This is a genomic window from Burkholderia sp. AU30198 (assembly GCF_020419825.1).
In the GTDB taxonomy this organism is placed as follows: Bacteria; Pseudomonadota; Gammaproteobacteria; order Burkholderiales; family Burkholderiaceae; genus Burkholderia.
Genome location: NZ_JAIZSA010000009.1, coordinates 216,653 through 233,168, shown reverse-complemented (window position 1 = coordinate 233,168; position 16,516 = coordinate 216,653). Strand labels below are relative to the sequence as shown.

Sequence of the window (16,516 nt, the reverse complement as noted above, 5' to 3'; positions counted from 1 at the left end):
CCTGGTTACGTCAGCGCGCCGACACGGGCCGGACGGCCGCGGCGGCACGCTTCGCGCGTTCGCGGGCTTCGTCGACGGTCGCACCGGTCGCCAGCGCGACGCCCATGCGCCGCTTCGCAAAACTTTCCGGCTTGCCGAACAGGCGCAGGTCGGCGCCCGGCACCGCCAGCGCGTCGCGCACGCCTTCGAACGCGATGCCGCGCTCGTCGAGCCCGCCGTAGATCACGGCCGATGCGGCCGGCGTGCCGAGTGCCGGATCGACCGGCAGCCCGAGAATCGCGCGCGCGTGCAACTCGAATTCCGACTGGCGCTGCGATGCGAGCGTGACGAGGCCCGTATCGTGCGGCCGCGGGCTCACCTCGGAGAACCACACGTCGTCACCGCGCACGAACAGTTCGACGCCGAACATGCCGCGCCCGCCGAGCGCCTCGGTGACCTTGTGCGCGATCTCGCGCGACTTCTCGAGCGCCGTCGCGCTCATCGGCTGCGGCTGCCACGACTCGACGTAGTCGCCCGCGACCTGCACGTGGCCGACCGGCTCGCAGAAGTAGGTGCGCGTGGCGTTCGTCGCCGGATCGATCGCGCGCACGGTGAGCTGCGTGATCTCGTAGTCGAAGTCGACAAAGCCCTCGACGATCACGCGGCCGTGGTTCACGCGGCCGCCCGCCATCGCGTAGTCCCACGCCGGCTTCACGTCGGCTTCCGTCTTCACGACCGACTGCCCCTTGCCCGACGACGACATCACGGGCTTCACGACGCACGGCATGCCGATCTTCGCGATCGCCGCGCTGAACGCTTCGAACGAATCCGCGAACGCATACGGCGACGTCGGCAGGCCGAGTTCCTCGGCCGCGAGCCGGCGGATCCCTTCGCGGTTCATCGTGAGCTGCGTCGCGCGTGCGGTCGGGATCACCTCGGCGAGGCCGGCCGCCTCGATCGCCGCGAGCGCGTCGGTCGCGATCGCCTCGATCTCGGGCACGATCAGGTGTGGGCGCTCGGCCTCGACGATCGCCCGCAGCGCGGCGGCGTCCGTCATGTCGATCACGTGCGCGCGATGCGCGACCTGATGGCCCGGTGCGTCCGGATAGCGGTCGACCGCGACGACTTCGACGCCGAGCCGCTGCAACGCGATGATGACTTCCTTGCCGAGTTCGCCGGCGCCGAGCAGCATGACGCGCGTGGCCGAGGGTGAGAGCGGCGTACCGAGCCGCTGACCGATCTGCATGTGATTACCCGCTTCTGGTGGAGGACGAAAACGGCTCCGATGTTAACACGCGCCACGACACCGGTTTGGCGCGTTTCGCCGTGCCGGCAACCGGCCGCGGGCCGCTCGCGAGCGGGCTGCGAACGTTTTCATGCGCGAAGTGTCGGCTCGCCTGCCGCGGGGCGGGTGCGTTACTCTTACGCCTTGATCAGAATCCGATGAGGAACGAGGCTCATGTCCCACCTGTCCGCCGCCGCACGCGCACGCACCGGCCTGCTTCGCCCGTTGCGCGCGCCGCTCTGCGCGTTGACGCTTGCCACGCTTCTCGCCGCCTGCGCGATGCCGACCAATCCCGATTCCGCCGCCCCCGCACCCGACCCGTACAACCCGGCCGCCGTCCAGCTGCTCGACGACACGAGCTGGGAACTCACCAGCTGGCTGAACGCCGACGGCTCGCAGCGCGCGATCCCGCACGGCGACAACGGCGAACCGATCAAGCTCGCGCTGTCGACCGATTCCGGCATCCGGCGCGCCAGCGGGTTCTCGGGCTGCAACCGCTACATGGGCACCTACGCGATCAAGAACGGCCTGCTGAGCTTCGGGCCGCTCGCCGGCACGCGGATGGCCTGCCCGAATACGCTCGGCGGCCAGCTCGAAGCCGCTTACCTCGACGCACTCGCCCACGTCGACAAGACCGGCGTGCAGATGCGCGAGCCGCAGCAATTGCAGATCGTGACCGCTTCCGGCGCAACGCTGACCTTCACGCACCGGAGCCCCTGATGCACGGCGCGCGCGAAGGCCGACCGACCGCCTTCGCGTGCCGCGCACACGCGTCGCGCGGTGTGAATCGGATGCACGCCGCGTTAGAGTCTTGTTCGCCGGCCGGTTAAACTCGGCGGGTCGCGCCCCGCGCGCCCCTCCCCACTCCTGTTTCAAAGCATGCACACGGTAGTCTTCGGCTGGTTCGGCATCTCCGCCGTCTGGTTCCTCCTTCTCTTCTGGCGTCTCGTGCAGGCGATGCTGCCTGGCGGCGTCGGGCTCGCCGGCCGCGGCTCGATCCGCCTGTGGCTCGGCTTCGCTGCGGTGTTCGTGGCGAGCTGCACGCTGACGAGCCCGCTGTCGGGCCCCGACACGAACGCACTCGGCCATGCGTTCTCGGCAGGCTTCGCCCACGTGCTCGGCCCGATCGGCACGCCGGTCGCGATGGTCGTGCTGTTCTTCGCCGGGCTGCCCTGGCTGACCGGCATCGGCTGGCGGCAGTTCGCCGCGTGGGTCGACACGTCGTTCGGCGTCAAGCTGTCGCGCGACGGCAGCGACGACGATGCACGCAGCATCGCCGACCTGCCGCGCAGCGCGCTGCATCGCGACGACGACGTCGTCCAGCCGAGCACCGCGCATACCGTCAACTCGATGGCGCCGCGCCAGAACGGCCGGTATTCGCGTCCGACGCTGTGGAAACCCGACCCGCAGGCGCGGCCGAAGCCGCGCGGCACCCCGCCCCCGCGCCCTCATGTGGAACCCGTTGCGCCGTCGGGCTGGTTGAAGCCAACTGCGCCCCAGCGCATGCCGACGCCGCCCGCGCCGATCCCCCCGGCCAGCGCGATGCCGCCGCCCACGACCGGCAGCACCGCCAGCCTCGCGCGCGCAGCGGCGAACTCGCAAGTCCCGCGCCCTGACCCGGCCCCGCTTCCGGTCGGATTCGAACCCGTCCGCCCGCGGCCGACTGCCGCGCGACCGGCCACCGCCGCGTTGAAGCAGACCCCGCCGCGCACCACGGTCACGCCGCGGCCGGCCGCCGCGCAGCCGCAGCGCCCGCCGGTACGCCCCGCCGCAGGAGCCGGTTCGGCCGGCCTGCCGTCGGATGCGGCACGACGTCGCCCGGCGCCGCCAACACCGGCGCGCGCGCCGCTGTATGCATGGACGGAAAAACCCGCCGCGCCGATCACGCCGGCGCCGAGCGTGCACGACACGCTGCGCTCGATCGAGGCCAGCACCGCACAGTGGGCGACGCTGGACAATGCGCAGTCGGCCGACGCAGGGCACGCAGCGGCGGCAGCCGCAACCGTGGCTGGTATGGCCGCGGCAGCAGCCGGCATTGCAGCGCCGGCAGCGGCGGCCGTGCCGACCGGGATCGCGTCCGCGACCCACGGCCTCGCGACGCATGACACCCGTGCTCCGCTCGCACACGATGCGGCGCCGGCGTTCGACGACAACGCACCGATCGTGCTCGACGCGTTCATGCTGGCAGCGCCCGCTGTCCATGCACCGGTTGCCGATGCGGGCGTCGTGGCGTTCGACGCTGCCGCACCGCACGCGCTGTCGAATACCGGCATCGACGATGCTGCGTTCCCCGATCGCGCCGACAACGCGATCCGATACGCCGACGATGCGCCCGCCGCGCCGGCATCGGGAATCACGCCCGCGCCGTCGTTCGACGCGCCCATCGACCTCGCGCCGTGGGAAGACCTCGCCAGCCAGCCGGTTTCCGCGTTCGACGCATCCGGCTGGAACCCGGTCGCCGAGTCATCGACGGACACGACGGGATCGGAACCGGCCCATGCTGGCGCCGCACACCCCACGACCGAGGCGGTTCATGACATCGCCGCAGGCAACCCGTCGGCATCACTCGATACCGACGACACAGTCACGGCGCAACCGGCTTCCGCAATCGATCGCACGGCATCGGCCCGCGTGCCGCAGGGCATCGCCGACGTGAAGCCCGCCGGGAACATCGCACCGTTCGCGGCCCTCCCCTCTTCGCCGATCGCCGAAACGCCGTCGCGCGCAAGCGCCGAAGCCAGGCCGTTTGCGGCAGCGCCGACACCGGTCGCACCGGAAACCGCCAAGCCGGACACCGTGGAATCCGCGACACGGCCGTCGGCAATCGCTCGGGACGCCACGCCGACGGCGGCATGGTCGTGGACGCCGTCAACGGCACAACCCGCCAAGACGAATCCGCCCGTTGCCGCTGAATTGCCGACATCGCCGGTCGCCGCTCAACCGTTTGCCGCCGCGCAAACGGCTTCGGCAGCCGCTGCGTCGCCGCTCGTTGGCACCACCCACGGTTCGACCGCGCAAGCACCAGCATCGCCCGTTGCGCCGGTCACCGCCGCCGCTTCACCGAATAGCGTGACCGGCACCGCGTCGGCTTCGCTTTCGCAGCCCGTCGCTTCGGCATCGACCTTTGCAGCCGTCACGCCGGCATCCCCTATCGGCGGGATCGGCGCTACGTCGGCTTCACTTTCGCAGCCCGCCGCTTCGACATCGACCGTTGCCGCCGTCACGCCGGCATCCCCCATCGACGGGACCGGCGCTACGTCGGCTTCACTTTCGCAGCCCGCCGCTTCGGCATCGACCTTTGCAGCCGTCACGCCGGCATCCCCTATCGGCGGGATCGGCGCTACGTCGGCTTCACTTTCGCAGCCCGCCGCTTCGGCATCGACCTTTGCAGCCGTCACGCCGGCATCCCCTATCGGCGGGATCGGCGCTACGTCGGCTTCGCTTTCGCAGCCGGCCGCTTCGGCATCGACCGCTGCATCCGTCACCCCGGCATCCCCCAGCGGCGTGACTGGCGGTGCGTCGGCTTCGCTTTCGCAGCCCGCCGCTTCGGCATCGACCTTTGCATCTGTTGCACCGGTCAGCGATGGGGGCACGACTTACGGTTCGCTCCCCCGCGCCTCGACACCTGCATCGTCCGTTGCACCCGCCGTGACGCCGTCGACGGCCAGCCCGTCGGCTTCGACGTCCGGTTCGAACGCGCCAGCGCCGGCGCCGGCGCCGACTGCCACGCCGGCGATCGCCACCGCGACGCCTGCCAATGTCGCGCCCGGCTCGATTACGGCACCGTCTTCCGCACCCGCTCCGACACGCCAGGCCAGCCCGGCAACTTCGTCGACGGGTACGACATTCGGCACATTCAGCCCCTCCGGCGCAGTCGTACCTCAGCCGGCCGCAAGCCTGCCCGTACCACCGGCTGCTTCCGACATGACCGCACCGTCCACCGGCGCAGTCGCCCCGATCGCCACGGCCGCAGCGACTCCGGCGCAACCGATCGCCAGCTCGACCGTTACGCCGGCCGGCTCGCTGACGTCCTTCGGCACGACCACCGCGACGCTGGCTCCATCGATCGCTTCCGCACCCGTAGCAATCGGAGCCACGGCGTTCGCCACCCCACCCGCCCCGGCCTCGTCGCCGGCCAGCTGGTCCGTGTCGAATGTCGCCGCAACACCGGCAGCCGCATCGACCATGGCACCGCCGCAACCCGCAGCGACACTCCCCGGCGCGAGTCTGTCCGTACCGGCGCTCCCCGTTGCCCCGCCGGCCGAAGCAGCCACCGCCGCGGCGACCGAACCGGCCTCGCCGATCGAAGCCGCATCGCCGCCGCCCCCCGACACCCCCGCTCGCCAGCCGCGCCCGAACGCGTTCGAATTCCACGCGCCCGCGTCGTTCAACGTCGAACTGCCGACACTCGACCTGCTCGAGCCCGCATCCGGCGACATCGAAACGATCACCGACGAACACCTCGCGCAGACGGCGCAGGTGATCGAACAGCGGCTGCAGGAATTCAAGGTGCCGGTGACGGTGGTCGGCGCGTCGGCCGGCCCCGTGATCACGCGCTTCGAGATCGAACCCGCGCTCGGCGTGCGCGGCAGCCAGATCGTCGGGCTGATGAAGGACCTGTCGCGCGGCCTCGGCCTCACGTCGATCCGTGTCGTCGAGACGATTCCCGGCAAGACCTGCATGGGCCTCGAACTGCCCAACTCGAAGCGCCAGATGATCCGCCTGTCGGAAATCCTCGAGTCGCGCCAGTACCAGCACTCGGCCTCGCAGCTGACGATCGCGATGGGCAAGGACATCACCGGCCACCCGGTCGTCACCGATCTCGCGAAGGCGCCGCACATGCTCGTCGCGGGCACGACGGGCTCGGGCAAGTCGGTCGCGATCAACGCAATGATCCTGTCACTGCTGTACAAGGCGACACCCGAGGACGTGCGGCTCATCATGATCGACCCGAAGATGCTGGAGCTGTCGGTCTACGAAGGCATCCCGCACCTGCTCGCGCCGGTCGTCACCGACATGAAGCTCGCGGCGAATGCGCTGAACTGGTGCGTCGGCGAGATGGAGAAGCGCTACCGGCTGATGTCGGCCGTCGGCGTGCGCAACCTCGCGGGCTTCAACCAGAAGATCCGCGACGCCGAAGCGAAGGAAAAGAAGATCGGCAACCCGTTCTCGCTGACACCCGAGGATCCCGAGCCGCTGTCGACGCTGCCGCTGATCGTCGTCGTGATCGACGAGCTGGCCGACCTGATGATGGTCGCCGGCAAGAAGATCGAAGAGCTGATCGCGCGCCTCGCGCAGAAGGCGCGCGCGGCCGGCATCCACCTGATCCTCGCGACGCAGCGCCCGTCGGTCGACGTGATCACCGGCCTGATCAAGGCGAACATCCCGACGCGCGTCGCGTTCCAGGTGTCGTCGAAGATCGACTCGCGCACGATTCTCGACCAGATGGGCGCCGAATCGCTGCTCGGGATGGGCGACATGCTGTTCCTGCCGCCGGGCACCGGCTATCCGCAGCGCGTGCACGGTGCGTTCGTCGCCGACGAGGAAGTACACCGGGTCGTCGAGTACCTGAAGCAGTTCGGCGAGCCGCAGTACGAGGAAGGGATCCTCGACGGCCCGGCCGCCGACGGGGCAACGCAGGACCTGTTCGGCGAAGCGCCGGACGCGGAAGCCGATCCGCTGTACGACGAAGCCGTCGCGTTCGTCGTGCGCACGCGGCGCGCGTCGATCTCGTCGGTGCAGCGGCAATTGCGTATCGGCTACAACCGCGCCGCACGCCTCGTCGAGCAGATGGAGGCAGCCGGGCTCGTGTCGCCGATGGGCATCAACGGCAGCCGCGAGGTGCTCGTGCCGGCCGCGGCCGACTGAGCGCGGCGGCCGGTCGGCCGCCGTCAACCGATACGGGCGCCCCGGGAAACCGGCCGCCCCGAAACACAAAGGGCGCTGCATCGGCAGCGCCCTTTTTCATTTACTGCACCGGCACCAGCTTGAAGTCGACCGGCTTGCCGACCGCCACCTTCTGCGGATTCGGGCCGAGCTGCCCGGTTTCGACATTGCGGCTGAACACGTAGAACGTATCGCTGTCCTGGTTGCCGACGATCAGCCACTTGCCGGTCGGATCGATCAGGAACTCGCGCGGCGTCTTGCCGAGGCTCGACTGGCGGCCGACCTGCTTCAACCGGCCGTCTGCCTGGTTCACCGCATAGATCACGAGATCGTTCGCGTCGCCGCGGTTGCTCACGTACAGGAAGCGGCCGTCCGGCGACAGATGGATCGCGCCGCCGCCGACCTTGCCCTTGAAGCCCGGTGCCGTCATCGACACGGTCTCGACCGGCGTCAGCTTGCCGTCGTGGTAGCCGAACACCTCGACCGACGCGTTGAGCTCGCTCGTCACGTACGCGTACCGGCCGTCGGCGCTGAACACCATGTGACGCGGGCCCGAGCCCGCCTTCACCGGCGTGTAGCGGGTGTCGGTCGGGCTGATCAGCCCGCGGCTGCCGTCCACCGTGTAGCGGTAGCCGTAGATCTTGTCCGCGCCGAGATCCTGCACGAACAGGTAGCGGCCATCCGGCGAAAACACCGTCGAATGCACGTGCGCACCGTCCTGACGCCCCTTCACGGGCCCGGTGCCTTCATGGTGTACGGTCAGCACGGACTGGCCGACCGCGCCGTCGTCGCGCAGCGGAAACACCGCGAAGCTGCCGCCCGGATCCTTCGCGACCGAGTAGTTGGCGGTCACGAGGTACTTGCCGTCCGGCGACAGCGCGAGATAGCAAGGATCGTTCCCTTCCGACGACACGCGGTCGATGAAGCTCAGCGCGCCCGTCTTCGCGTCGAAGCGGAATGCGCTGACGCCGCCGCGCTGCGTCGCCGGCCCGTCGTCGCCGGGCAGTTCGTTGACCGCGTAGACGGTGCGACCGTCGCGGCTCGGCAACAGGTATGACGGATTCACGGTCTTCACCGACGACACCGGCGCGACGCTGCCGGATTTCGTATCGAAGCGGTAAACATAGATCCCGTCGCTGCCGCCGCCCGTGTAGGTGCCGACGAGCAGGTTGTAGACGCCGTCGGCCGGGGCGGGTGATTGCTGCGCAAATGCGTGGGTCGCGGACAAGGAGAGCACGATCGCGAAACCTTTCATCCAGTGAGCGAGCCTAAGCGGGAACCCTCGTGTCGAAGCGCGTGCGTCACGCTCGCGTAAACGGTTGGGCATTGAATCCTCCTTGCATCGAGTCGCTTCAAGTGTTGAGATAGGACGAAACGCCGACCGTTCATGCGCTCCGCCGCCCGGCCGAGTATACGGGGCGCGGCGCCAAGGCGTGAAGCCCTGGCGACCGCCGTCCGCATTGTGAACTCGAATACCCAAGGATCGCCTGCCCATGCCCGCCCTGATCGAAGACTACGCCCTCGTCGGCGACGGCCACACGGCCGCGCTGATCGCCAAAGACGGCTCCGTCGACTGGCTGTGCTGGCCCCGCTTCGATTCGGGCGCCTGCTTCGCGGCGCTTCTCGGCACCCCCGAGCATGGCCGCTGGCTGCTCGCACCGGCCGCCGACGCCGCGATCACGCACACGACGCGCCGCTATCGCGGCGACACGCTGATTCTCGAAACCGACTACGAAAGCGCCGACGGCGCCGTCACCGTGATCGACTTCATGCCGCCCGGCAACGGCTGGTCCGAACTGGTGCGGATCGTGGTCGGCCGCCACGGCACGATGAAGATGCGCATGGAGCTCGTGTTGCGCTTCGACTACGGCTTCTCGATCCCGTGGGTCACGCAACTGACCCGCGAGGACGGCATGAAGGCGATCGCGGGCCCCGACACCGTCGTGCTGCGCACCCCGGTGCCGCTCACCGGCGAAAACCTCCATACGCTCGCGGAATTCACGGTGAGCGCCGACGAGCGCGTGCCGTTCTCGCTCAGCTATGCGGCGTCGCACCTGCGGCTGCCGCCCGCGCGCGACCCGCTGTCGATGCTCGCGCGCACCGAGAACTACTGGCTCGAATGGTCGGGCCGCTGCCAGGTGCAGGGCCGCTACGCGGCCGCCGTGCGCCGTTCGCTGATCACGCTGAAGGCGCTCGCGTACGAGCCGACCGGCGGCATCGTCGCCGCGCCGACCACGTCGCTGCCGGAGAAGATCGGCGGCAACCGCAACTGGGACTACCGCTACTGCTGGCTGCGCGACGCGACGATCACGCTGCTCGCGCTGATGCGCGGCGGCTACTACGACGAGGCGCGCGCGTGGCGCACGTGGCTCGGCCGCGTGATGGCCGGCTCGCCCGAGCAGATCCAGATCATGTACGGGATCGCCGGCGAACGCCGGCTGCCCGAAATGGAGCTCGACTGGCTGCCCGGCTACCAGGACTCGAAGCCGGTGCGGGTCGGCAACGGCGCCGCGAACCAGCTCCAGCTCGACGTGTTCGGCGAGGTGATGGCGGCGCTGCACCTCGCGCGGGTGGGCGGCCTGCAGGCCGATGACACGGTCTGGTCGGTGCAGTGCGCGCTGCTCGACCATCTCGAGAAGATCTGGCAGGAACCCGACGAAGGCATCTGGGAAACGCGCGGCGGCCGCCTCCATTTCACGTTCTCGAAGGTGATGGCGTGGGTCGCGTTCGACCGCGCGATCAAGTCGGCGGAGATGTTCCGGCTGCCCGGCTCGCTCGACCGCTGGCGCGCGCTGCGCGAGCAGATCCACGCCGACGTATGCAACAACGCGTGGCACGAAGGCAAGCAGGCGTTCGCGCAGAGCTACGGCAGCGACGAGCTCGACGCGAGCGTGCTGCTGATGCCGCTGCTCGGCTTCCTGCCGCCGGAAGATTCGCGCATCGTCAGCACGGTCGAGGCGATCGAGCGGGAATTGCTGCACGACGGGCTCGTGATGCGCTACCGCACGACCGACTATGACGACGGCCTGCCGCCCGGCGAAGGCACGTTTCTCGCTTGCAGCTTCTGGCTGGTCGACAACTATGCGCTGCTCGGCCGGATCGACGACGCGCACCGCCTGTTCAGCCGGCTGCTCGCACTGTCGAACGACCTCGGGCTGCTCGCGGAGGAGTACGACCCGGTGGCCGGGCGGCTGGTCGGCAACTTCCCGCAGGCGTTCTCCCACGTGGCGCTCGTGCATACCGCGATGAACCTGATGCACCACGAAGACGCGATGGCACGCGCAGCCGGCCAGCCCGCGCCGGCCGTCGCGACGGGACGCTGAACGGGGGCGCGAGCGGCTTGGTCAGAGAACGTCAAATCGCAAAACTTTGATGAAAAATCGGGGAAATGTTGCATTGCACCACCCATCGTTGTCCGATATGATCGACGCGATTGTCCGGCTGCAGTGCAACATGGCCGGCCGCTGACCCACACGGCACGCCGCGACGCCCCACGCCGCCCTTGCGCACCGTCCCCCACGCGGGAGTAGTCTGCATGCTTTACCAACTGCACGAATTCCAGCGCGCCATGCTGAGCCCGCTGACGGCCTGGGCCCAGGCCGCGTCCAAATCGTTCGCCAATCCGTCCAGCCCGTTCTCGCTGATGCCCGGCGCGACGCGGATGGCTGCCGCGTACGAACTGATGTACCGGCTCGGCAAGGATTACGAGAAGCCCGAATTCAACATTCACCAGATCGTCAAGGACGGCCACAACATCCCGATCGTCGAGCAGACGATCGTCGAGAAGCCGTTCTGCCGGCTGCTGCGTTTCAAGCGCTATTCGGACGATGCCGATGCCGTCACGCAGCTGAAGGACGAGCCGGTCGTGCTGGTCTGCGCGCCGCTGTCGGGCCATCACTCGACGCTGCTGCGCGACACGGTGCGTACGCTGCTGCAGGATCACAAGGTCTACATCACCGACTGGATCGACGCGCGGATGGTGCCGGTCGAGACCGGCCCGTTCCACCTGCACGACTACATCGCGTACATCCAGGAATTCATCCGCCACATCGGCGCGCGTAACCTGCACGTGATCTCGGTGTGCCAGCCGACGGTGCCGGTGCTCGCGGCGATCTCGCTGATGGCGAGCCGCGGCGAGGACACGCCGCTCACGATGACGATGATGGGCGGCCCGATCGACGCGCGCCGCAGCCCGACGTCGGTGAATTCGCTCGCAACACAACACTCGACCGCGTGGTTCGAGAACAACGTGATCCACACGGTGCCCGCGAACTACCCGGGCGAAGGCCGCCAGGTGTATCCGGGCTTCCTGCAGCACACGGGCTTCGTGGCGATGAACCCGGAGCGGCACGCGCAATCGCACTGGGATTTCTACCAGAGCCTGCTGCGCGGCGACGAGGACGACGCCGAAGCGCACCGCCGCTTCTACGACGAATACAACGCGGTGCTCGACATGGCCGCCGAGTATTACCTCGAGACGATCCGCGTCGTGTTCCAGGAATTCCGGCTGGCGGAAGGCACGTGGGATGTCGAAGGCGAGCGTGTGCGCCCGCAGGACATCAAGCACACCGCGCTGATGACGATCGAGGGCGAACTCGACGACATCTCCGGCAGCGGCCAGACGCACGTTGCGCACGAGCTGTGCACGGGCATCCCGCAAGACGATCGCCGCAGCCTGACCGCCGAGAAATGCGGTCACTACGGGATTTTCTCGGGCCGCCGCTGGCGCACGATCATCTATCCGCAGTTGCGCGACTTCATCCGGGAACATGCACCGGAGCCGAAGCACGGCGCGACGAAGGATGTCCCGGAGGCACCGGCGGCCACGACGCTCGCAGTCGTGCCGGCCGGCGACGCGCCGGTCGAAACGACGCGCGCCACCGCCGCGAAGCGCACGCGCGCGAAAGCGCCGGCCAAGGCCGCCGCACCGGCTCCCGCGAAGGCCGCACCGGCCGCGAAACGTGCCGCCGCCAGCGGCACGCGCGCAAAGACCGTGCGCGCACGCAAGGCCGCCTGACGCACCGCGTTCCGACGCAAAAACGCCGCCGTTGCCTGCGCACGGCGGCGTTTTTACATCTGGCGGCAACTTCCGCGCGGTCGGCGCATCAGCGCCGCAGCAGATAGGCGAGCAGCACTTCGGTGTTCATCCGGACCATCTCGGCGCGCTCGTCGGTGTCGGTGAAATCGCGGCCGAGCGTCGCGGCGAGCGTGAAGCGGTTCGACACGATGTAGTAGCCGAGCCCCGACAGCGTCACGTAGAAGCGCAGCGGATCGACGTCGGTGCGGAACAGCCCGGCCTTCTGACCGCGCGTCAGCACGTTGCCGAGCTTGGCGACGATCGGCGACATCATCTCGCGGATCCGCGTCGATTTGTGCAGGTAGCGCGCTTCGTGCAGGTTCTCGTTGTTGATGAGCCTGAGCAGTTCCGGATGGTCGCGGTAGTAGTCCCAAACGAAATGCGCGAGCCGCGTGACGGCTTCGACCGGCGCGACGCCGTCGAGATCGAGCTCGCGCTCGGCTTCGGTCAGCGCGGAGAACGCGTGTTCGAGCACGGCCGTGAACAGCTGCTCCTTGCTGCCGAAGTAGTAATAGAGCATGCGCTCGTTGGTTTCGGCCCGGCGCGCGATCTGGTCGACGCGTGCGCCGAACAGCCCTCCACTCGCGAACTCTTCGGCTGCCGCCATCAGGATGCGGCGGCGCGTACCTTCAGGATCTCTTTTGATTTTTGGCTGATTCATGTGGCGTTTTGCTATGTGAGCCGCGTGATCCGGACCGGCACCCCCACCGCCTCGGCGCCGGCCGCCCTGGAACGGGCGCGCCGCGGGCGGCCGCCCTCCTGCTGAGCCCCTGCAAAAAAGCGGTTCGATTATGCGCACAGACGGCGTCCAGCGCAATGCGGGAAATCGGCGATAATCGAGCTTTGGCAAACCTTTCCGGCCGCGCCCGACGTGGCCGAGAGCCATTCGGCGCCGCTGCGCCCGTTGTCACCGTGACCGACTCCAAAACACTCGCGGATCGCATCGAAGATCTGCTTCCCCAGACGCAATGCACGAAGTGCGGCTATAACGGCTGCCGTCCGTACGCCGAGGCAATCGCCGCCGGCGACGCGAACTACAACCAGTGCCCGCCCGGCGGCGCCGAAGGCATCGCGCGCCTGTCGAGCCTGCTCGGCAAGCCGGTGATTCCGCTGAACCCCGTCAACGGCAGCGAGCATCCGCGCGCGGTCGCCTTCATCGACGAAAGCCTGTGCATCGGCTGCACGCTGTGCATGCAGGCGTGCCCGGTCGACGCGATCGTCGGCGCGCCGAAGCAGATGCACACGATCATCGAGTCGCTGTGCACGGGCTGCGACCTGTGCGTGCCCCCCTGCCCGGTCGACTGCATCGCGATGCTGCCGGTAACCGGCGATCGCACCGGCTGGGACGCGTGGTCGCAGGAACAGGCCGATGCCGCACGCGCGCACCATGACCTGCGGCTCGCGCGCCAGCGCCGCGAACGCGAGGCCGCCGAAGCGCGCGCGGCCGCACGCCGCGCGGCCAGTGCCGCGAAGCCGGCTGCGGCACCAGCGGAACCGCCATCCGGCACGCCGGCCGCCGCACCGGCCGCGGACGACGCCGAAGCGAAGAAGCGCGCGATCATCGCCGCCGCGCTCGAACGTGCGCGCAAGAAGAAGGAAGAACTGTCCGGGCAAGGCGCCGGGCCGAAGAACACCGAAGCCGTGAGCGCAGCCGTCCAGGCGCAGATCGACGCGGCCGAGGCGCGCCGCCAACGGCTCGCCGAACAGCAGGCCCAACGCGACGCGGAAGCGGCGGCCGCGAGCGGCGACGACGAGAACGATGCAGGCAACGACGGCCCCGGCGGCCCGTCCGCACCCGACCAGAACGCTCCATGAACGCCACCAAACGACGCGCAATCTACGAAACGCTGCAGAGCCTCAATCCGCATCCGACCACCGAGCTCGAATACTCGACGCCGTTCGAGTTGCTGATCGCGGTGATGCTGTCCGCGCAGGCGACCGACGTATCGGTCAACAAGGCGATGCGGAAGATGTTTTCGGTCGCGAACACCCCGCGACAAATCGTCGCACTCGGTGAAGAAGGTGTCACCGAGTACATCAAGACGATCGGCCTCTACCGGACCAAGGCGAAGAACGTGGTCGCGACGTGCCAAATCCTGCTCGACCGCTACGACGGCGAGGTGCCGGCCGATCGCGAAGCGCTCGAAGGGCTGCCGGGCGTCGGCCGCAAGACCGCGAACGTCGTGCTGAACACCGCGTTCGGCCAGCCGACGATCGCGGTCGACACGCATATCTTCCGCGTCGCGAACCGCACGGGGCTCGCGCCGGGCAAGGACGTGCGGGCCGTCGAGGCCGCGCTCGAGAAGTTCACGCCGAAGGAATTCCTGCAGGACGCGCACCACTGGCTGATCCTGCACGGGCGCTACGTGTGCAAGGCCCGCAAGCCCGAATGCTGGCACTGTGTGATCGAGCCGCTGTGCGAATTCAGGCCGAAGACGCCGCCGCCGAGCGAGTGACGCGCAGCCGCGTCTGACGTGCCGCAGACCGCCCGGCGCCATGCGGCCGGACGCTCGATGCACGCCCCGTCGGTGGTGGTTCCGCCTGCAAGCCGCAGCCGCGACCGCGCGTAGTCACCCGCGCCGCCGCCCCGCTTTCTCCCTTCCCGACTACGCGTTGGACGTCGCCGTCGCGTCGTCGGCTGCCGCACCGCCCGCGCGCACCAGCGCCAGCACGGCCGCCAGGATCGCGACCCCGCCCGCCCACTGCAGCGGCGACAGCGCTTCGCCGAACAGCAGCGCCGCGAGCGCGACCGTCACGACCGGTTCGAGCGTCGACAGCATCGACGTGCGTGCGGCCCCGAGCCGTTCGAGCCCGGCAAAGAACGCGAGCATCGCGGCGACCGTCGACACGAGCGCGATCGCGAGCATCGACCCCCAGCCGCCGGCCGTGGCCGGCCAGCGCGGCGGCGCACCGAACGCCGCGGTCCGCACGACGGCGATCGCCACGAGCGTCGCGGTCGCCGACAGGCAGATGATCGCGGTAGTCGCGAGCGGATCGACGCCGCGCGTCGCCTTCGTGCCACCGACGATGTACAGCGAATAGATCACCGCGGCCGCCAGTGCGAGCGCGATCCCGAGCGGCTCGCCATGCCCGCCGCCGACCATCAGCGCCGAACCCGCGACGCACAGCACGAGCGCGACGGCCTTTGCGCGCGTGAGGCGCTCGCCGAGCCACCACGCGGCCAGCAGCGTGACGAAGGCCGGATACAGGTACAGCAGCAGCGCGACGAGGCTCGCCTGCGCGTGTTGCAGCGCGCTGAAATAACAGAACGACTGCCCGACGTAGCCGAGCGCGCCCATCGCCACGAGCGGCGCGAGCGCGCGCCCGCGCGGCCACGCGACGCGGCGATGCCGTGCGATCGCGGCGAGCACCGCGCCACCGATCGCGAAGCGCACGATCAGCAGCCCGAGCACGTCGACACCGGCCGCATACGCGTAGCGGCCGAAGATCGCCATCGCGCCGAACGCAGCGGCGGACAGCGCGACGTAGAGCGTGCCCTGCAGGGCGGTGGACGACGGGCGGGCGGTGGCGGTCATGACGGAACGGGCGCGAACGGCGTGGCGACGGAAATCGTCGGAGTGTAACGGCGCGGCAGCGGCGAGCCTAGCCCGCGCTTACCCGTTCCCAGGCGCCGGTGGCGGGCGCCGCGCACCGGCGCGGCCCGCGGGCGACCGCCACTGCTGCCACTGCTGCCGCGCCCCCCGCTCCGAGCCCGCCGCCAGCGCCGTCCGCCGACCCGGCGTACAATGCGCGACGCGGCATCACGCCGTCCGAATCACGACGTTTTCCCCACCATGTTCAATCCAAGCCGCGACGAAGTGCGTCGCTTTTTCACCGAGACCTGGCGCAAGCAGCGCGCGGGCGAGATCCTGACGCCGCTGGAAGCGATCGCAGCCGACTGGATCGTCGAGCATCCCGAATACCACGACGAACTCGCCGACGCCGATGGCGCGACCGCGCGCGAGTACACACCCGAGGAAGGCCGCACGAACCCGTTCCTGCACCTGTCGATGCACCTCGCGATCAGCGAGCAGCTGTCGATCGACCAGCCGCCCGGCATCCGCGCCGCGCACGACAAGCTCGCGGCGAAGCTCGACTCGACCCACGACGCGCAGCACGTGATCATGGAATGCCTCGGCGAGACGATCTGGGAAGCCCAGCGCACGAGCACGCCGCCCGATACCGACGCGTACCTGCAGCGCATCCTGCGCCGCGCATCGCGCGACTGAGCGCCGCGGCCGCGACTCCGGCCCACGCGCGCCGGCGCGCGGACAAAAAAATACCCCGCC

At 69.4% G+C, this 16,516-nt stretch carries 11 protein-coding genes; 7 read left to right on the top strand and 4 right to left on the bottom strand.

From position 1 onward, the window contains the following. Window positions 1–10: 10 nt before the first annotated feature. Window positions 11–1,225, bottom strand: a complete 1,215-nt coding sequence (gene purT / locus LGN19_RS21040; RefSeq protein WP_226216928.1) for a formate-dependent phosphoribosylglycinamide formyltransferase — start codon at window positions 1,223–1,225, stop codon at window positions 11–13. A gap of 213 nt (window positions 1,226–1,438) precedes the next feature. Here purT and LGN19_RS21035 point away from each other — a divergent pair, with 213 nt between their 5' ends. Beyond that, window positions 1,439–1,984 (top strand): META domain-containing protein, encoded by a 546-nt coding sequence (locus LGN19_RS21035; protein ID WP_226216926.1) that lies wholly within the window; start codon window positions 1,439–1,441, stop codon window positions 1,982–1,984. A 159-nt stretch (window positions 1,985–2,143) separates the two neighbouring features. Then, window positions 2,144–7,132 carry a DNA translocase FtsK gene (locus LGN19_RS21030; protein ID WP_226216924.1) on the top strand — a complete coding sequence of 1,663 codons (4,989 nt, stop codon included), beginning with the start codon at window positions 2,144–2,146 and terminating at the stop codon, window positions 7,130–7,132. Window positions 7,133–7,232: 100 nt separating this feature from the next. On the opposite strand, the gene LGN19_RS21025 is transcribed toward LGN19_RS21030, so the two are convergent. Further along, window positions 7,233–8,477 carry a lactonase family protein gene (locus tag LGN19_RS21025; protein ID WP_226216922.1) on the bottom strand — a complete coding sequence of 415 codons (1,245 nt, stop codon included), beginning with the start codon at window positions 8,475–8,477 and terminating at the stop codon, window positions 7,233–7,235. 166 nt (window positions 8,478–8,643) lie between these two features. Here LGN19_RS21025 and LGN19_RS21020 point away from each other — a divergent pair, with 166 nt between their 5' ends. Both LGN19_RS21020 and LGN19_RS21015 read left to right on the top strand, forming a co-directional pair. Next, on the top strand, window positions 8,644–10,473 hold the full coding sequence (locus tag LGN19_RS21020; RefSeq protein ID WP_226216920.1) for a glycoside hydrolase family 15 protein: 1,830 nt from the start codon (window positions 8,644–8,646) through the stop codon (window positions 10,471–10,473). A 212-nt stretch (window positions 10,474–10,685) separates the two neighbouring features. Beyond that, window positions 10,686–12,167 (top strand): polyhydroxyalkanoate depolymerase, encoded by a 1,482-nt coding sequence (locus LGN19_RS21015; RefSeq protein ID WP_226216918.1) that lies wholly within the window; start codon window positions 10,686–10,688, stop codon window positions 12,165–12,167. Window positions 12,168–12,255: 88 nt separating this feature from the next. On the opposite strand, the gene LGN19_RS21010 is transcribed toward LGN19_RS21015, so the two are convergent. Next, window positions 12,256–12,888 (bottom strand): TetR family transcriptional regulator, encoded by a 633-nt coding sequence (locus LGN19_RS21010; RefSeq protein ID WP_043189021.1) that lies wholly within the window; start codon window positions 12,886–12,888, stop codon window positions 12,256–12,258. A gap of 251 nt (window positions 12,889–13,139) precedes the next feature. Here LGN19_RS21010 and rsxB point away from each other — a divergent pair, with 251 nt between their 5' ends. Together rsxB and nth are read left to right on the top strand one after the other, a co-directional pair. After that, window positions 13,140–14,042 carry an electron transport complex subunit RsxB gene (rsxB, locus tag LGN19_RS21005; protein ID WP_413227224.1) on the top strand — a complete coding sequence of 301 codons (903 nt, stop codon included), beginning with the start codon at window positions 13,140–13,142 and terminating at the stop codon, window positions 14,040–14,042. Then, window positions 14,039–14,683 (top strand): endonuclease III, encoded by a 645-nt coding sequence (nth, locus tag LGN19_RS21000; RefSeq protein WP_226216915.1) that lies wholly within the window; start codon window positions 14,039–14,041, stop codon window positions 14,681–14,683. The genes rsxB and nth overlap by 4 nt, the downstream gene beginning before the upstream one ends. Before the next feature lie 150 nt (window positions 14,684–14,833). Here the strand turns inward: nth and LGN19_RS20995 are convergent, their stop codons facing one another. Then, window positions 14,834–15,763 carry a DMT family transporter gene (locus LGN19_RS20995; RefSeq protein WP_226216913.1) on the bottom strand — a complete coding sequence of 310 codons (930 nt, stop codon included), beginning with the start codon at window positions 15,761–15,763 and terminating at the stop codon, window positions 14,834–14,836. 210 nt (window positions 15,764–15,973) lie between these two features. Here LGN19_RS20995 and LGN19_RS20990 point away from each other — a divergent pair, with 210 nt between their 5' ends. Further along, on the top strand, window positions 15,974–16,456 hold the full coding sequence (locus tag LGN19_RS20990; protein ID WP_374105069.1) for a DUF1841 family protein: 483 nt from the start codon (window positions 15,974–15,976) through the stop codon (window positions 16,454–16,456). Window positions 16,457–16,516: the final 60 nt, after the last annotated feature.